Genomic DNA, 15,698 nt, shown 5'->3' on the forward strand with positions numbered 1-15,698 from the left:
GTAACGGACATATTGCGTGGTCCTACTCACGACAAGATATAAGACATCTAAAGACGCGTCCAACGGCCATGGTCCCGGTTGGTCAATTTTAATGCGATTATTCGGCTGGCGGGCGCGACCGGCATCGACTTAAAAGCCCGAGGGCATTGCATTTGCGCTTCATCATCCTTCTCGTCCTCCTCGCCCTTCCGCTGCTCGAGATCGCGGTATTCATCAAGGTCGGCGAATGGCTGGGGGCTCCGCTGACCATCCTGCTTGTCGTGCTGTCGGCGGTCGTCGGCCTTTGGATCGTGAGATTGCAGGGCTTTTCCCTGCTGACCAAAGCGCGGGATTCCCTCAGGCAGAACGCAATGCCGGTCGGCTCCGTCGTCCATGGCGCGTTCCTCGTCGTGGCTGGCATCCTGCTGGCCATTCCGGGCTTTCTCACCGACCTCGTCGCCTTCGCCCTTCTCATTCCTCCCGTGCGCGTCATGATTGCTCGCATTATTCTCGAAAAGGTGCGACGATCCGCCAACGTTTCGATCCACGTGGGTGGCAATGGAATGCGCGGCGGCGCAGGGCCGTTCCGTTCTGACCACCGCACCACCGGTGAGGGTCCCGTCATTGAGGGGGAACTCGTCGAGGATCTGACCCCGCCCGAGCCCAACGCGCCGGGCGGCAGCAGTGGCTCAGGCGGCAGTCCCCCGGGCGGTCAGCGGCCGCCCTCGCCGTGGCGAGGATAACTCGGCGCGTTGTCTGCCCCGTGCCTTGCAGCCGCCCAAGAACCATGTTAGCCCAGCGGCCGTAAGGCGCCTCAACCGGATATGGATCGAACATTATGGCCGACAACTCAAACACGAATGGCAATGGCGGGGCAGGCAGTATCCCCGGCGCCGGCCAGCCAGGCGGCGCAGCAGCGCAGAAGCCGTCGATGCGGGTGCTCGCCCAATATCTCAAGGACCTCTCCTTCGAGAACCCCAACGCGCCGCAATCGTTGTCCGGCCAGCTCGCCCAACCCAAGATCGATATTGCTGTCCATGTGAACGCCAGGACCCTCGCGCCCACCGACTACGAGGTGGAGATCCATCTCGAGGCGAAGGCCACCGGCACTGATACAGTCGTGTTCCAGGCGGAGATGCTCTATGCCGGCATCTTCCGCCTCGAGGGCATACCGCAGGAAATGCTGCATCCGGTGGTGCTGATCGAATGCCCGCGCATGCTCTTCCCCTTCGCCCGCCAGATCTTGGCGGATGCAACGCGCAATGGCGGTTTCCCGCCGCTCATGCTCGACCCGATCGACTTCGCCGCCATGTACCAGCAGCGCATCGAGCAGGAGCAGCAGGCGAGCGCCACGGGTGTGGCCCGGGCCTGAAGCCTCTCAGGGCATAGGCGAGAACAGCGCCGGCCCCGCGCGATCCGCCATGCCCGCATAGCGGATCTCATCCCCAGCGACCGTCACTTGGCCCGAAGCGACCAGCCGCAGGGCAAAGGGATAGAGCACATGCTCCGCCGCCAGCACGCGCGCGGCCAGCGAGGCTTCGTCGTCCCCCGCCACCACGGGCACCGCCGCCTGTGCGATGATCGGGCCGGTGTCGACCGCCTTGCGCACGTAGTGCACGGTGCAGCCGGTGATGCGGCCGCCATCCGCCAGCACGCGCCGGTGGGTGTCGAGGCCGGGATAGGCCGGCAGCAGCGCCGGATGAATATTGATCATCCGATTATGCCAGGCATCGACGAAGCCGTCTGACAGGACGCGCAGGTAGCCGGCCATGCAGACGAACTCGACCCCCGCCGCGCGCAAAGCCTCATCCATGGTCCGATCGAAGGCCTCGCGGCTTTCCGCCAGCTTGTGGTCCAGCGCCCGGACCGGAATGCCCGCTGCCCGCGCCCGGTCGAGCCCTGCCGCCTGTGGCCGGTTCGAGATCACCAGCACGATCTCGGCGGGATAGTCCGGGGCTCTTGCGGCGTCGATCAGCGCAGCAAGGTTGCTGCCCCGGCCGGAAATGAGAACACCCACGCGCAGCTTGCTCACCGGATCAGGCTCCACGCCGCAGCTGCCCGCGATACCGCACCCGCTCTCCGCTCCCCTGCGCCTCGATCCGGCCGATCGCGAACACGGTCTCCCCCGCCGCGCGCAGCCGGGCCGCAATATCGCCCGCATCCTCCGCCGAGGTCACCACCACCATGCCGATACCGCAGTTGAAGGTGCGCAGCATCTCCTCTGGCGCGATCGCGCCGAGATCGGCGAGCCAGTGGAACAGCGGCGGCATGTCGAAAGTGTTCAGATCGAAGGCGGCCGCCGTGCCATCGGGCAGCACTCGCGGCACGTTCTCGGTAAGGCCGCCGCCGGTGATATGGGCAATCGCCTTGATCGCGCTCGAATGGCGCAGGCAGGCCAGAAGGCTCGGCACATAGATCCGGGTCGGCGCCAGCAGCGCCTCTCCCAGCGACAGCTCCGGCGCGAATGGTGCCGGGGCAGCGTAGGCGAGCTTGTGGTCCGAAACGAGGCGCCGGATCAGCGAATAGCCGTTGGAATGGGCACCGGACGAGGCGAGCCCGAGGATCACATCGCCAACGGCGACGTCGCCGCGTGGCAACAGCCGGTCGCGCTCGACCACGCCCACCGCAAAGCCCGCGAGGTCGTAATCGCCCGCCGCGTACATGCCTGGCATCTCCGCCGTTTCACCGCCGATCAGCGCAGCGCCCGCCTGGCGGCATCCTTCGCCGATGCCGGCGATCACCGCCCGCGCCGCATCAACCTCCAGCCGCCCGGTCGCGAAATAGTCGAGAAAGAAGATGGGCTCGGCGCCCTGGACGATCAGATCGTTCACGCACATGGCAACGAGATCGATGCCGATGGTCTCATGGCGGCCACTTTCTATGGCGACTTTGAGCTTGGTGCCCACGCCGTCATTGGCGGCGACCAGCAGCGGGTCGCGGTAATTGAGCGCCTTCAGGTCGAACACACCACCGAAGCCGCCCAGAGCCGCATCGGCGCCGGGTCGTGCCGTGGCCCGCGCGATCGGCTTTATGGCTTCCACCAAAGCGTTGCCCGCATTGATATCGACGCCGGCATCGCTATAGGTGTATCCATTAGGCCTTGCGGCCGGTGGCTCTACGGTCATAAGGGGCAAACGCTCCGTTGCGCGATCGAGGTTTACGATTAACGCGAGAACAAGCAGAAAAGCGGGCGGCACACAAGTCGTCCAGTGCTCAGGGATGAAGGTTCTTCAGTCGATGATCGCTCATTCACGCCCGTCCCGGCTCGCCGGCGTACTCATATGGCTCCGGCGAGCCCCGATCGGGAGCTGGACTGGTGTGCTGATGCTCGCCCTGTTCTGCGCGCTCGCGGTGCCCGGCAGCCCCGGTGCCGCCGCCGATCCCTTCACCGTATCCAATATCGAGGTGGACGTCACCGCGAAGGATCCGCAGCAGGCCAAGCTGAAGGCCATCAGCGAGGCGCAGGTCAAGGCCTTTCACGAGCTGATCGAGCGGATAGCCCCACCGGAGCAGGCGGCGCGGCTTGCCTCGCTGGACGCGGCGCGCATCGGTCGCATGATGTCCAGCATGTCGGTCCAGAAGGAGCAGACCGGACCCAACCGCTATATCGCCACGCTGACCATCAGCTTCCTTCCCGACAAGATACGCGAGCTGCTCGATCGCCGCGGGGTGGAGTTCACCGAGACCCAGGCACCGCCCACGACGATTCTTCCGGTCTGGATCGGACGGGATGGTCCGGTGCTGTGGACGAACGACAATCCCTGGCTGGCCGCCTGGCGGAAAATGGACCTGCGCAACGGGGTCGCCCCGGTCGTCCTGCCCCTTGGCGATGCGGCGGATGCAGCCGCCGTGACGGCCGAGAAGGCCCTGTCGAGCGACCCCGCCGCCTTTGATGCCGTCGCCGTGCGCTATCGGACGGAAACCGTGCTCACCGCCACCGCCGAGCAGACCGCCATGAATGCGGTGCGCGTCACTGCCAACGGCCTCACCTCGGCGGGTCCGGTGTCGTTCGACCAGACCTACAATATCGCCGACGGAAACCTGGACGGCACCCTGGCCACCGCGGCCGCGGCCGTGTTCGGCAGCATTCAGCAGCAATGGAAGTCGGTGGCCGCTCAACGCTACGAGCCGCCGGTGCAGACCCAGAAGATCCGCTTGGCGGTCCCCTTCACCTCGCTGGCGGAATGGACGGCCATCCGTGGGCGCCTGCTCTCCACGCCCGGCATTGCCAATATCGATGTCGAGTCGCTGTCCGGCACGGGCGCCATTACCACAATGGAATTCCAGCAAAGTGTCCCCCAGCTGCAGCAGCACCTTGCGAGAAGCGGCTTCATACTCTCGCCGGTTGGTGATACTTGGGTGTTGCAGACCCGCTGAGGCCATGGTCGCGAGAGGAAGGAGCCCGGCATTCAGCACCGACCAGGCCCTCACCTACACCAGCGCGGAGAGCCGTTCGGGGAGCGTGTGCAGGTGCCAATGCCGCGGCCTGACGCGGCGCCATGGGGCGTGGGCTTGACCATACCGAACATCATCACCATTGGACGCATCCTGCTCGTCCCCATGACAGTGTGGCTGATCATTACGGGGCAGTTCCTGTTCGCGCTCGTCGCGTTCGGCGCAGCCGCCGTCAGTGATGCGGTGGACGGGTTCATAGCCAAGCGCTTCGGGCTCACCACCGAGCTCGGCGCCTATCTCGATCCCTTGGCCGACAAGCTGCTGCTGGTCAGCATCTACGTATCCCTTGGCGTGTTGCAGGCATTGCCGCTATGGCTGGTCATCCTCGTGGTCAGCCGCGACATCCTCATCGTCGGCGCTGTCCTGCTGTCGTGGCTGCTGAACAAGCCCGTGCAGATGCGGCCGCTGTGGATCAGCAAGTTCAACACCACCGCCCAGATCCTCCTAGCCGGGGTGGTGCTTGGCGTGCTGGCGCTTGGTGCGGATGTCGGTCGGTTGATGACGGTTGCGCTCTATGTTGTCGGGGCATTTACAGTGCTCTCTGGCGCCGCCTATATGCGGGAGTGGGTGCGCCACATGGCGAACGGGATCTGAACGCACCACGTGAGGTCGCGATGGTGTTGCACAGGCAGATGATCTTCTGGAGCGCAGCGCTGGTCGCGGCCGTGCTGCTGCTTTACCTGTTCAGCGGCATTCTGCTGCCTTTCGTCGCCGGCTTCGCCATCGCCTATTTCCTCGACCCGCTGGCCGACTGGCTGGAGCGCTTGGGCCTCAGTCGCCTTCTGGCCACCCTGACCATCCTGCTCCTGTTCGTGCTGATCCTGGTCGTCCTGGCCTTGAGCCTGCTGCCGACCTTGAGCGGTCAGCTGTCAAGCCTGGCGGAACGGCTGCCGGACTATGCGCGGGCGCTGTCGAACCTTTATCAGAGCAACGCACCCCTCTGGCTTAAGGATCTGTTCGACGTCTCCGACCAGAACCTCTCCCGCAACTTGTCGGACGTCGCCACCAAGGGTGCGGGCTGGGTGGGTACCATTCTCTCGTCCCTGTGGACCGGTGGCCTCGCAGTCATCAATGTCGTCTCGCTGCTGGTGATCACGCCCATTGTCGTATTCTACATGCTCAACGACTGGGACCGCATGGTGGGCATGATCGACGACGCCCTACCCCGCAGCCAGCTGGAGACGATTCGCGGGCTGGCGCGGGAGATGGACACCGCGGTGGCCGGCTTCATTCGCGGCCAGGGCACCGTGTGCCTGATCCTCGGCAGCTTCTATGCGATCGCCTTGACCCTCGTGGGCCTCAATTTCGGCCTGCTGATCGGGCTCACCGCCGGCGTGCTGAGTTTCATTCCCTATGTGGGCACCATCACCGGCTTTCTCATGTCGATCGGCATGGCTCTCGTCCAGTTCTGGCCGGACTGGACCATGGTGCTGATCGTGCTTGCCGTCTTCGTGTTCGGCCAGTTCGTCGAGGGCAATTTCCTGCAGCCGCTACTCGTCGGCGACCGCGTGGGGCTGCACCCGGTCTGGCTGATGTTCGCCCTCTTCGCCTTCGGCTACCTCTTCGGCTTCGCAGGCCTGTTGCTGGCCGTGCCGCTCGCGGCCTGCGTCGGCGTTCTCGTCCGTTTCGCGGTCCGGCGCTACAAGGAGAGCCCGCTGTTCCTCGGCGAATCGGCCGCCGCGCCGCCGCTCCTTGCGGAGGATCCGGCGCCGGCAATTTCTGAAATGCAGCGTGGCGGCCCTCCGGCCCCCGCGCGCGATGAGGTCGCGGGGCCATGAGCAACAGGGCCGAGAGCGCCGAGCGCCCAGCTCAGCTCGCTTTCCGCCTGCCGATCAGGCCGGCCATGGGACGCGACGATTTTCTGGTCGCGCCGAGCAATCAGGCCGCCGTGAATGCGATCGACCGCTGGCCCCACTGGCGTTCGCGCGTGCTGGTCCTGGTCGGGCCCGAGGGCAGCGGCAAGAGTCATCTTGCCCGGGTCTGGCAGGCAACGGCAAAGGCTGCCCTGATCCCATCCCCCGAGCTGAGTCAGGAAGCCGTGCCGCTGCTGGTGGCCTCTGGGGCGGTCATCCTGGAAGACGCGCCGTTCCAGATGGACGAGCACGCCTTGTTTCACCTCATCAATCTTACCAAGGAACAGCGCGGCCACCTGCTGATCACCGCGAGAGACTATCCCGCGCAGTGGGACATCCGGCTGCCCGACCTGGCCACCAGGCTGCGCGCTGCCGAGCTGGCCGAACTCGCTGCGCCGGACGATGCGCTGCTGCGGGCGGTGCTGGTGAAGCTGTTCGACGACCGCCAGCTGCGGGTTGGCGTCGATCTCCTGGAATATATGATCACGCGGATGGAACGCTCCGGCGCCGCAGCGCGACTTCTCGTGGAGCGGCTTGATCGCGCCAGCCTGGAGCGGAAAGCGCCCGTCACCCGCGCTCTCATCCGCGAGATTATCGCCATGAGTGAGCCTGAAAGCCAGCACCGCACGTAATTCCAGGGCTGATGGACATTTTTCCTTCATAGCCGTGATGCATATGGCTGGTATCATGATTGGGGAGAAGGACACCATCCATGAGAGCCAAGACCGTCAAAGGCGCCGAAATCGATGATGTGGTGCTCGACCGCGAACTGGTCGATCCCGATGCCGGCGCCGCACCGGAGATCGCTGCCAAGCCCGCGGCCATCATCCCCATGGTCGCGCCGGACAGCCCGGAGCGGTTCATCAACCGCGAGATCTCCTGGCTTGGCTTCAACTTCCGTGTGCTCGGCGAATCGAAGAACCAGAACCACCCGGTGCTGGAGCGGCTCCGCTTCCTGTCGATCTCGGCGAACAACCTGGATGAGTTCTTCATGGTGCGCGTGGCTGGCCTCATTGGCCAGATCCGCATGGGCGTCACCACCATCAGCGCCGACGGCCTCACCCCTGCCGAGCAGCTGGAGCGGGTGCGTGCCCTGGCCAAGGAGCTGATGAACCAGCAGGACGAGCATTGGCTTACCCTGCAGCGCGAGCTCGCAGACGCCGGCATCCATCTGGTGGCGCCCGATGCGCTTGCGGAAAATGACTCGAAGTGGCTCGAGCAGCAGTTCCTCGATCATATCTTCCCGATCCTGACCCCGATCGCCATCGATCCGGCCCATCCCTTCCCCTTCATCCTGAACAAGGGCCTTACCTTCTGCCTCAGGCTGCGCCGCACCAGCGACGACCACATCATGAACGCGCTGATCCCCATCCCGGGCATGCTGGAGCGCTTCATCCGGCTGCCGTCTGGAAATGCTTCGGACGGGGCCAACCCCTCAGCCAAGTTCGTGCGGCTGGAGGATGTGCTGTCGATCTTCATTGCCCGCCTGTTCCCAGGCTACGAGATCCTCGGCAAGGGCGTGTTCCGGGTCATCCGCGACAGCGATATCGAGATCGAGGAAGAGGCGGAGGACCTTGTCCGCGAATTCGAAAGCGCCCTGCGCCGCCGCCGCCGCGGATCGGTGATCCGGCTCGAGGTCGAGGCCTCCATGCCCGACAAGCTCAGGCGCTTCATCGCCGAGGAGCTGCGCGTCGCGGAAGAGAACATCGTGATCTGCGGCGGCCTTGTCGGCTATGCCGATACCGCTCAGCTCATCCTCGACGAGCGCCCGGACCTCAAGTTCAAGCCGTTCAATCCGCGCTTTCCCGAGCGCATCCGCGACCATGGAGGCGACTGCTTCGCCGCCATTCGCCAGAAGGACATTATCGTGCACCACCCCTACGAATCCTTCGACGTGGTGGTGCAGTTCGTCCGGCAGGCAGCGGAAGACCCGGACGTCGTGGCCATCAAGCAGACCCTCTACCGCACCTCGCCCGGCTCGCCCATCGTCGCGGCTCTCGCCAAGGCGGCGGAAGCCGGCAAGTCGGTGACCGCCATCGTCGAACTCAAGGCGCGGTTCGATGAGGCCGCCAATATCCAGTGGGCGCGCGACCTGGAGCGGGCCGGCGCCCAAGTGGTCTATGGCTTCCTGGAGCTCAAGACCCACGCGAAGGTGTCCATGGTTGTGCGCCGCGAGGGCGGGGGCCTGCGCACCTATGTGCATTTCGGCACGGGCAACTACCACCCGATCACCGCCAAGATCTACACGGACCTGTCTTTCTTCACCTGCGACCCGGCGCTCGCACGCGACGCGAGCAAGCTGTTCAACTTCATTTCCGGCTACGCGCCGCCCATCGACCTGGAGGAGCTGTCGATCTCGCCCATCAACCTGCACACGACCATCCTCGAGAATATCGATGCCGAGATCGCCCATGCCCGCGCCGGGCGCCCGGCCCAGATCTGGGCGAAGCTCAACGCGCTGGTCGACCCGCAGGTGATCGACAAGCTCTACGAGGCGAGCCAGGCCGGCGTGCAGATCGACCTCGTGGTACGCGGCATTTGCTGCCTAAGGCCTGGTGTCCCGGGCCTCTCCGACAATATCCGCGTCAAGAGCATCATCGGCCGGTTCCTGGAGCATTCCCGCATCGTCTGTTTCGGCGCGGGCCACGGGCTGCCCTCCGACAAGGCGAAGGTCTACATCTCCTCCGCCGATTGGATGGACCGCAACCTGCACCGCCGCTGCGAGACCCTGGTGCCCATCCACAACCTGACGGTTCACCAGCAGGTGCTGGACCAGATCATGATCGCCTCGCTTCAGGACAACCAGCAGAGCTGGGAGCTGTTGCCCGACGGCCGCTCCCGCCGCATCGAGCCAGGTCCTAATGACGAATTGTTCAACGCCCACGAATATTTTATGACCAACCCCAGCCTGTCCGGACGGGGGAGTTCACTGAAGGACAGCCTGCCACCAGCGTTGAGTCACAGGATCTCGCAGCATGCGAGGGCGGTTCAGGGCGGAAGCTAAGTGAAGCGAAAGAGGTTTGGGCGCGCCGAGCCGCCAAAGTACCAGCCCGTCGGCATTGTCGATATCGGCTCCAACTCGGTGCGCCTCGTCGTCTATGACGGCCCGAACCGCGCGCCGGCGCCGATCTTCAACGAGAAGATCGCGTGCGGTCTCGGCCGGGGCCTCGCCCTCACGGGGCGGCTGCCGGACGACGCGATCGAGCGCACGTTGAAGGCGCTCGGCCGTTTCCGGCTGCTCTGCGATCAGATCGGCGTCGACAAGTTCTATGCGGTGGCCACCGCGGCGGCACGTGAGGCTGAAAACGGGCCGGCCTTCGTCGAGCGGGCCGAGGAGGCGCTTGGCCATGGCATCGACATTCTCTCCGGCAAGAAGGAAGCGGAGCTTGCCGCCCTCGGCGTCCTCTCGGGAATCCCCGATGCGGATGGGGTGGTGGGCGACCTTGGCGGCGGCAGTCTTGAGCTGGTGGAAATTCGCGATGGCGCCATCCGCTCAGGGGTCACGGTGCCCTTGGGGGCCCTGCGGCTTTTGGACGTCTCCGGCAATTCCATCGAAAAGGCGCGCAAATACATCGATGAGACCTTTGCCAATCTTGAGATCCTCGACAAGCTCAAAGGTCGATCGTTCTATTCCGTAGGCGGCACTTGGCGAAACCTCGCGCGCCTGCACATGGCGCAGACGCACTATCCCTTGCATGTCCTCCATCAGTACCGCTTGAGCCGCACCGCCGCGCGCAGCATCGCCGCCCTGGTCAGCGGCCTTTCGGCGGAAACCATCCGCGACATTCCGGTGATCCAGAAAAGCCGCGCCGACACCCTGCCTTATGGCGCGCTGCTCATGGACCGTCTGCTCAAGCGCAGCAAGGCGCAGGATGTGATCATCTCCGCCTTTGGCCTGCGCGAGGGTCTTATTTTCTCGAAGCTCGAGAAGAGCAAGCGCAAGCGCGATCCCCTCATCGTTGCCTGCATCGATTTCGCAAGGCGCTATGCCCGCTCTGTCGAGCACGAGTTTGAGCTCTGCGACTGGACCGGACAGCTCTTCGGCAAGACGGGCCTCAAGGAAACCCCGGAACAGGAGAAGCTGAGGCACGCCGCCTGCTTCCTCGCCGATATCGGCTGGCGCACCCATCCCAACTACCGGGGCGAGCGCAGCCTTTCCCTGATCTCTCAAGCCTCCTTCGCCGGCGTGGATCATCCAGGCCGCGTGTTTCTCGCCCTGACCGTGTTCTTTCGCTACGAGGGTTCGCTCTCCGACAACGCGCCGGAAACCTTTATGCGTCTGATCGACGATGACGTGATCCCCCGGGCCAGGCTGATCAGCGCGGCCCAGCGCCTGGCCTATGTCATGTCAGGCGCCATGCCTGGCATGCTGCCGCAGATCGGGCTCTCGCTCGAGGGTAACAGGTCACTGGTATTGACGCTGCCGCCCAAGCTCGAGCCGCTGCTGGGCGAGCGGGTCGATCGCGCCTTCAGCGAACTGGCTCTGCTCGCCGGACGCACTCCGGTCACCCGCATCGCCGACAAATAGACCCGCTTCGCCGGGGTCGCGATTCAGGCAGCCGGTTCCATGGCCCGCGCCTTCTTCACCAGGGCGACCAGCGCTTTGCGCACCTCCTCCGCCGTGCGCGCAGGCTCATCGAACGCCAGCCTGAGCACGTCGCGGCCATTCACCAGGTCGCACCCGTCCGGATCCACCGCCGACATCCGCCACGCGCCCGCCGGCGCGCCAAGCAGTTTCGTCGCATAGAGCGCGACCGCATCCGCGTGATCATCGTTCATATGCTCGACGATGCGGCCTTCCGCCGCCGCAACATCTGAGAATTGTGCCTGGTTGAGCAGGAAGTCCTGTGCGGCAAAGGTGACGATACGACCAAAGCCCGCCACGGAGTGGCCGCCTTCCACCTCCAGGCGATAGAAGGCGAAGTCCTTGAAATCGGCGTAGAAAGAGGCTTCCGGGTGGCGCGCCAGAAAGCGCGCGCGCGCATCCTCGCCCGCTGCCGCCACTCTCCCCCACAGACTCACGCGGATGCCCTGCAGCGGATCGCCGTTGGGCCCGGTGCCGTCGATCAGCAGGGAAGCGCGAGTGTCAGCCTTGAGGTTGCGCGTATGCCAAGCCAGGTTCGACATGAGCAGCAGCGGCGCGCCGACCGGGTCGGTTGCAACCGTGACCAGCGTCACCAGCGGCGCGCCGCCCTCTGCCTGCAAGGTGCCAAGAGCCCCCTTGCGCGCCGCGCGAAGCAAATATCGGGCGGATGCCCCAGGTGAACGGGTTCCATCATCAATAGACTGGCTGCTCATCTTTCCTCTCGCGGTGGTTGCGCCACGTTGTGTAAGTCCGCTATAACCCAGAGCTCATACAATGACTGCCAAGGCCGCTCATTCATATGCCAGTCACCTTGGCCTCTGTAACGCATAATATGCGCCACAATTTACCCTTGTTCGCCTTCTAGAGCGCTGGAATAGGATTCACGGTCATGGGCAAGAAAATGCCGACGATTGCGTTGGTCGACGACGACAGGCATATTCTGACATCGGTGAGCATGGCCCTCGAAGCCGAGGGCTACCAGACGCAGACCTATGTCGACGGGGTCGCAGCGCTCAAGGGGCTCGAAGACAACCCGCCGGACATTGCCATCTTCGATATCAAGATGCCGCGCATGGACGGCATGGAGTTGCTGCGTCGCCTGCGCCAGAAGACCGACATGCCCGTCATCTTTCTCACCTCCAAGGATGACGAGATCGACGAGTTGTTCGGCCTCAAGATGGGCGCTGACGACTATATCCGCAAACCCTTCTCGCAGCGCCTGCTGATCGAACGGGTGCGCGCGGTGCTGCGCCGCTCGCAGAACCGGGAGGCGGCCGCGGCCGGCGAGGTTTCGGCCAAGAAGATCGAGCGTGGCGCGCTCATTATGGACCCGGAGCGCCATTCCTGCACCTGGAACGGCAACAGCGTGACCCTGACGGTTACCGAATTCCTGATCCTGCAGGCGTTGGCTCAGCGCCCGGGTGTGGTGAAAAGCCGCGACGCGTTAATGGATGCAGCCTATGATGATCAGGTATATGTCGACGACCGAACGATCGACAGCCACATCAAGCGGCTGCGGAAGAAGTTCAAAGTGGTCGACGATGATTTTGACGCGATCGAGACGCTCTACGGCGTAGGCTATCGCTTCAAGGAAATGTAGCGCAGGGCTCGCGCCCGCGAGCCGATGAACTGGAATGGTAGCGGAGACCGAGCGCGATTATACCATTGATGATGATGATCGCGCTTCGGAAGCGGAAGAAGAGCGCGACCAGCTAGCGGCATCTCGCTCCCTTTCCCTGCTCAGCCCGTCAAGCCTGACAGCCCGAATCATCCTGCTGAACATCGCAGGGCTGATCATCCTCGTTTCAGGCATTCTCTATTTCAACCAGTTCCGTCAGGGCCTGATCGATGCGCGCGTCCAGAGCCTGATACCCCAGGCCCATATCATTGCCGGCGCGATCGCGGCCTCTGCCACGGTCGACACGGATTCCATCCTCATTGACCCGGACAGGTTCCTCGACCTCCAGAGCGGCACCCCCTTCGGCAGCGAGACCGAGAGCCGCAGCTTCGAATTTCCGATCAATCCGGAACGCGCGGGGCAGATCCTGCGGCGGCTGATCTCGCCCACCAAGACCCGGGCACGCATATATGACCGCGAAGGCCTGCTCGTCGTGGATTCGCAGTATCTCTACGGACGTGGCGAGATTCTCCGCTTCGACCTGCCGCCACCGGAGGGCGTTCGCGAGAACATCTTCGCCACCTTGTGGCACAGGTTGAACACTTGGCTGTTCTCGAACGACTACCCTCTCCAGAAGGAGTATGGAAACGAGAACGGCAAGGAATTCCCGGAAATCACCGCGGCGTTGAACGGTGCTTCGGTCAGTGTCGTGCGCGTCAACGAGAAGCACGAGATCGTCGTGTCGGTGGCGGTGCCCATTCAGCGCTTCCGAGCCGTGCTGGGAGCGCTGGTGCTGTCGACTCAAGGTGGCGATATCGATGAACCCCTGCGCGGCGAGCGGCGCATCATCCTGTTCACCTTCCTCTTTGCGGCGCTGGTGACGGTTTTGCTGTCGGTTCTGCTTGCCGGGACCATCGCCGAGCCGATCAAGCGCCTTGCTGCGGCCGCCGAGCGGGTCCGCCACGGCGTCAACAAGCGGGTCGAGATTCCCGACTTCTCCGCCCGCCGTGACGAGATCGGCCACCTCTCCCTCGCGCTGCGCGACATGACCAACGCCCTCTATAGCCGCATTGCCGCCATCGAGAACTTCGCGGCTGACGTGTCGCACGAGCTGAAGAACCCGCTGACCTCCCTGCGCAGCGCCGTCGAGACGCTGGAATACATCAAGAGCGATGATCAGCGCCGGCGCCTGGTGGCGATCATCAAGGACGACGTGAAGCGGCTCGATCGCCTGATCACCGATATTTCGGATGCCTCGCGCCTGGATGCGGAGCTCGCCCGGGCCGAGGCCGAGGAAGTCGATCTGGTCGAGCTGCTCAACATGGTGATCGGCATCGCCAACGAGACGCGGCAGGATGATCAGGCCGAGATCGTGCTGCGCATCATACAGCCCGCCGAGCATCTCGAAAGGCCGTTCTGCGTCATGGGCCACGACATCAGGCTCGGTCAGGTCGTGCGCAACCTGCTCGACAATGCGCGCTCGTTTTCGCCTGCCAGCAGCACCATCCGCGTACGGCTCCGGCGGATTGGCAGCGAGATCGAGATCTGCGTTGACGATGACGGGCCCGGCATCCGCCCGGAGAGCATGGACAAGATCTTTGATCGCTTCCATACTGACCGCCCTGAGGGCTCCTTTGGTCAGAACAGCGGCTTGGGGTTGAGTATCTCCAAGCAGATTGTGGAAGCGCATCGCGGACGGATCTGGGCGGAGAACCGCTACGGCCCCGGCAAAAGCCTCGATGAGCGGCCAGTCCTGGGTGCCCGCTTCATCGTGAGGTTGAAGCCGATCGACAGTGACGAATAGCCATGGCGGCCGGCAGCGCAACGAGCCTCGTGCATGCGACCTGCGTTGCGTTTGAGGACGATGGCGTGCTGATCCTGGGACCGTCGGGATCAGGCAAGTCGGACCTTGCCTTGCGGCTTATCGACGAGAGCGGTTCCGGAGGGGGATTGGAGCCTATGCCTTGCATGCTCGTCAGCGACGACCAGGTCGTTCTGCACCGCGCAGGCGACGTGCTGGTCGCAACGGCACCCGAAGCCTTGCGGGGACTAATCGAGGTGCGCGGACTGGGCATCATGCCCGTTCAGCAGATCAGGGACCGCGCGGTCGTCCGTCTGGCTATCAATTTTTCACCGCATGGCGCGGTAGAGCGGATGCCTGATCCTGCCTTGCCGGAAATCGAGATCGCGGGCGCCTTGGTGCCCGGGCTTAGCCTCTCGCCTTGGGAGGCCTCGGCGCCGGCAAAAGTGCGCATGGCGATCAGGTCGTTGCGCCGAAATCCTTCAAGCGCCACATAGCCAAGTCTGATGGTATGGCAGGGTCCGGGGCCATGGTCGTGAATGAGATGGCAGCGAGCGCAAGAGGTAAGACCGCAACGGGCAAGCCGTCGGTCAACAATGTCGCATGTGCGACGCGCCCAGACATGATACGGCCCCGTTCTGTCTGGCCGCAGCAGAGCAACAGAGAGAGAACCGGATGATCGGACTGGTACTCGTGACCCACGGCCGGCTGGCAGCGGAATTCCGCGCGGCCATGGAGCACGTCGTTGGTCCCCAACAGCAGGTCGAGGCAATTTCCATCGGCCCGGACGACGATATGGAGCAGCGCCGCGCCGATATTCTTGCGGCCGTGGGCCGGGTCGATTCCGGACAGGGGGTGATCTTGCTGACCGACATGTTCGGCGGCACGCCGTCGAACCTCGCCATCTCGACCATGCAGAGCACCAATGTGGAGGTCATCGCCGGCGTGAACCTGCCCATGCTCATCAAGCTCGCCCGCGTCCGCGCCGAGTTGCCGATTGCGGAAGCGGTCGAACAAGCGCAGGATGCCGGCCGCAAATACATCAATATCGCCAGCCGGGTCCTGTCCGGAGACACCTGACCTCCCTAAACGAACTAAGCGATGAGAACAGAAGCTGGAGAAAAGCCGCTCGAGCGCGAGCTTGAGATTGTGAACAGCCGGGGCCTTCATGCGCGGGCATCCGCCAAGTTCGTGAAATGCGCGGACAGCTTCGATGCTCATGTCACGGTGACCCGGGACGGGCAGACGGTGGTCGGCACGTCGATCATGGGGCTGATGATGCTGGCGGCTCACCCCGGCGCGAAGATTCTCGTCACCGCCACCGGCCCGCAGGCCAAGGAAGCCTTGGACGCACTGGAACGGCTCGTCGCCGCCAAGTTCCACGAGGATTGACATCGATCCGGCTAG

The 15,698-nt window shown here is 64.1% G+C and carries 16 protein-coding genes; 13 read left to right on the plus strand and 3 right to left on the minus strand.

Annotation, left to right across the window (positions count from 1 at the left end; all coding sequences use genetic code 11):
- The first annotated feature begins 152 nt into the window (after positions 1-152).
- Positions 153-722 carry an FxsA family protein gene (locus E4P09_RS04775; RefSeq protein WP_170984230.1) on the plus strand — a complete coding sequence of 190 codons (570 nt, stop codon included), beginning with the start codon at positions 153-155 and terminating at the stop codon, positions 720-722.
- 95 nt (positions 723-817) lie between these two features.
- Positions 818-1,351 (plus strand): protein-export chaperone SecB, encoded by a 534-nt coding sequence (gene secB / locus E4P09_RS04780; protein WP_137388399.1) that lies wholly within the window; start codon positions 818-820, stop codon positions 1,349-1,351.
- 6 nt (positions 1,352-1,357) lie between these two features.
- Here the strand turns inward: secB and purN are convergent, their stop codons facing one another.
- Both purN and purM read right to left on the minus strand, forming a co-directional pair.
- Positions 1,358-2,011, minus strand: a complete 654-nt coding sequence (gene purN, locus E4P09_RS04785) for a phosphoribosylglycinamide formyltransferase (RefSeq protein ID WP_170984140.1) — start codon at positions 2,009-2,011, stop codon at positions 1,358-1,360.
- 4 nt (positions 2,012-2,015) lie between these two features.
- Complete coding sequence (purM, locus tag E4P09_RS04790; protein ID WP_137388401.1) at positions 2,016-3,104, minus strand: phosphoribosylformylglycinamidine cyclo-ligase; 1,089 nt, start codon at positions 3,102-3,104, stop codon at positions 2,016-2,018.
- A gap of 199 nt (positions 3,105-3,303) precedes the next feature.
- Here purM and E4P09_RS04795 point away from each other — a divergent pair, with 199 nt between their 5' ends.
- From E4P09_RS04795 to ppx, 6 genes are all read left to right on the plus strand, one after another.
- Positions 3,304-4,356, plus strand: a complete 1,053-nt coding sequence (locus E4P09_RS04795) for a DUF2066 domain-containing protein (RefSeq protein ID WP_239025092.1) — start codon at positions 3,304-3,306, stop codon at positions 4,354-4,356.
- 99 nt (positions 4,357-4,455) lie between these two features.
- The gene (locus tag E4P09_RS04800; protein ID WP_338048984.1) at positions 4,456-5,028 is read left to right on the plus strand and encodes a CDP-alcohol phosphatidyltransferase family protein; all 573 of its coding nucleotides are present in this window, start codon (positions 4,456-4,458) and stop codon (positions 5,026-5,028) included.
- Positions 5,029-5,048: 20 nt separating this feature from the next.
- A complete protein-coding gene (locus E4P09_RS04805; protein ID WP_137388403.1) occupies positions 5,049-6,212 on the plus strand; it encodes an AI-2E family transporter in 1,164 nt (387 codons plus the stop codon).
- Positions 6,209-6,919: a P-loop NTPase family protein gene (locus E4P09_RS04810; protein WP_137388404.1), complete on the plus strand. Its 711-nt coding sequence runs from the start codon at positions 6,209-6,211 to the stop codon at positions 6,917-6,919. Before E4P09_RS04805 ends, E4P09_RS04810 begins: the two co-directional genes overlap by 4 nt.
- Before the next feature lie 200 nt (positions 6,920-7,119).
- The gene (locus E4P09_RS04815; RefSeq protein WP_239025093.1) at positions 7,120-9,291 is read left to right on the plus strand and encodes an RNA degradosome polyphosphate kinase; all 2,172 of its coding nucleotides are present in this window, start codon (positions 7,120-7,122) and stop codon (positions 9,289-9,291) included.
- Positions 9,292-10,815: an exopolyphosphatase gene (gene ppx, locus E4P09_RS04820; protein WP_137388406.1), complete on the plus strand. Its 1,524-nt coding sequence runs from the start codon at positions 9,292-9,294 to the stop codon at positions 10,813-10,815.
- Positions 10,816-10,838: 23 nt separating this feature from the next.
- Here ppx and E4P09_RS04825 read toward each other — a convergent pair whose 3' ends face one another.
- Entirely contained in the window at positions 10,839-11,585 is a 747-nt protein-coding gene (locus tag E4P09_RS04825) for a HugZ family pyridoxamine 5'-phosphate oxidase (RefSeq protein ID WP_137388407.1), read from the minus strand.
- Between the two features lie 188 nt (positions 11,586-11,773).
- Between E4P09_RS04825 and E4P09_RS04830 the strand changes: the two genes are divergently transcribed.
- The 5 genes from E4P09_RS04830 (at position 11,774) to E4P09_RS04850 (ending at position 15,683) form a co-directional block, all read left to right on the plus strand.
- Positions 11,774-12,472, plus strand: coding sequence for a response regulator transcription factor (locus E4P09_RS04830; RefSeq protein WP_137389242.1), 699 nt, complete (start codon positions 11,774-11,776; stop codon positions 12,470-12,472).
- Between the two features lie 34 nt (positions 12,473-12,506).
- Positions 12,507-14,294, plus strand: a complete 1,788-nt coding sequence (locus E4P09_RS04835; RefSeq protein ID WP_137388408.1) for a sensor histidine kinase — start codon at positions 12,507-12,509, stop codon at positions 14,292-14,294.
- A 2-nt stretch (positions 14,295-14,296) separates the two neighbouring features.
- Complete coding sequence (locus tag E4P09_RS04840; protein WP_137388409.1) at positions 14,297-14,788, plus strand: HPr kinase/phosphorylase; 492 nt, start codon at positions 14,297-14,299, stop codon at positions 14,786-14,788.
- 178 nt (positions 14,789-14,966) lie between these two features.
- On the plus strand, positions 14,967-15,371 hold the full coding sequence (locus E4P09_RS04845; protein ID WP_137388410.1) for a PTS sugar transporter subunit IIA: 405 nt from the start codon (positions 14,967-14,969) through the stop codon (positions 15,369-15,371).
- A 21-nt stretch (positions 15,372-15,392) separates the two neighbouring features.
- Positions 15,393-15,683, plus strand: coding sequence for an HPr family phosphocarrier protein (locus E4P09_RS04850; protein ID WP_137388411.1), 291 nt, complete (start codon positions 15,393-15,395; stop codon positions 15,681-15,683).
- The last annotated feature ends 15 nt before the right edge of the window (positions 15,684-15,698 follow it).

The sequence above is a fragment of the Rhodoligotrophos defluvii genome (assembly GCF_005281615.1).
GTDB classification, from domain to species: domain Bacteria; phylum Pseudomonadota; class Alphaproteobacteria; order Rhizobiales; family Im1; genus Rhodoligotrophos; species Rhodoligotrophos defluvii.

Excerpts from the sequence above, each read along its gene's own strand:
- secB (WP_137388399.1), top strand. The coding sequence starts at position 818 with ATGGCCGACAACTCAAACACGAATGGCAATGGCGGGGCAGGCAGTATC.
- purM (WP_137388401.1), bottom strand. The coding sequence starts at position 3,104 with ATGACCGTAGAGCCACCGGCCGCAAGGCCTAATGGATACACCTATAGC.
- E4P09_RS04795 (WP_239025092.1), top strand. The coding sequence starts at position 3,304 with ATGCTCGCCCTGTTCTGCGCGCTCGCGGTGCCCGGCAGCCCCGGTGCC.
- E4P09_RS04800 (WP_338048984.1), top strand. The coding sequence starts at position 4,456 with ATGCCGCGGCCTGACGCGGCGCCATGGGGCGTGGGCTTGACCATACCG.
- E4P09_RS04805 (WP_137388403.1), top strand. The coding sequence starts at position 5,049 with ATGGTGTTGCACAGGCAGATGATCTTCTGGAGCGCAGCGCTGGTCGCG.
- E4P09_RS04810 (WP_137388404.1), top strand. The coding sequence starts at position 6,209 with ATGAGCAACAGGGCCGAGAGCGCCGAGCGCCCAGCTCAGCTCGCTTTC.
- E4P09_RS04815 (WP_239025093.1), top strand. The coding sequence starts at position 7,120 with ATGGTCGCGCCGGACAGCCCGGAGCGGTTCATCAACCGCGAGATCTCC.
- E4P09_RS04825 (WP_137388407.1), bottom strand. The coding sequence starts at position 11,585 with ATGAGCAGCCAGTCTATTGATGATGGAACCCGTTCACCTGGGGCATCC.
- E4P09_RS04830 (WP_137389242.1), top strand. The coding sequence starts at position 11,774 with ATGCCGACGATTGCGTTGGTCGACGACGACAGGCATATTCTGACATCG.
- E4P09_RS04835 (WP_137388408.1), top strand. The coding sequence starts at position 12,507 with ATGGTAGCGGAGACCGAGCGCGATTATACCATTGATGATGATGATCGC.
- E4P09_RS04840 (WP_137388409.1), top strand. The coding sequence starts at position 14,297 with ATGGCGGCCGGCAGCGCAACGAGCCTCGTGCATGCGACCTGCGTTGCG.
- E4P09_RS04845 (WP_137388410.1), top strand. The coding sequence starts at position 14,967 with ATGATCGGACTGGTACTCGTGACCCACGGCCGGCTGGCAGCGGAATTC.
- E4P09_RS04850 (WP_137388411.1), top strand. The coding sequence starts at position 15,393 with ATGAGAACAGAAGCTGGAGAAAAGCCGCTCGAGCGCGAGCTTGAGATT.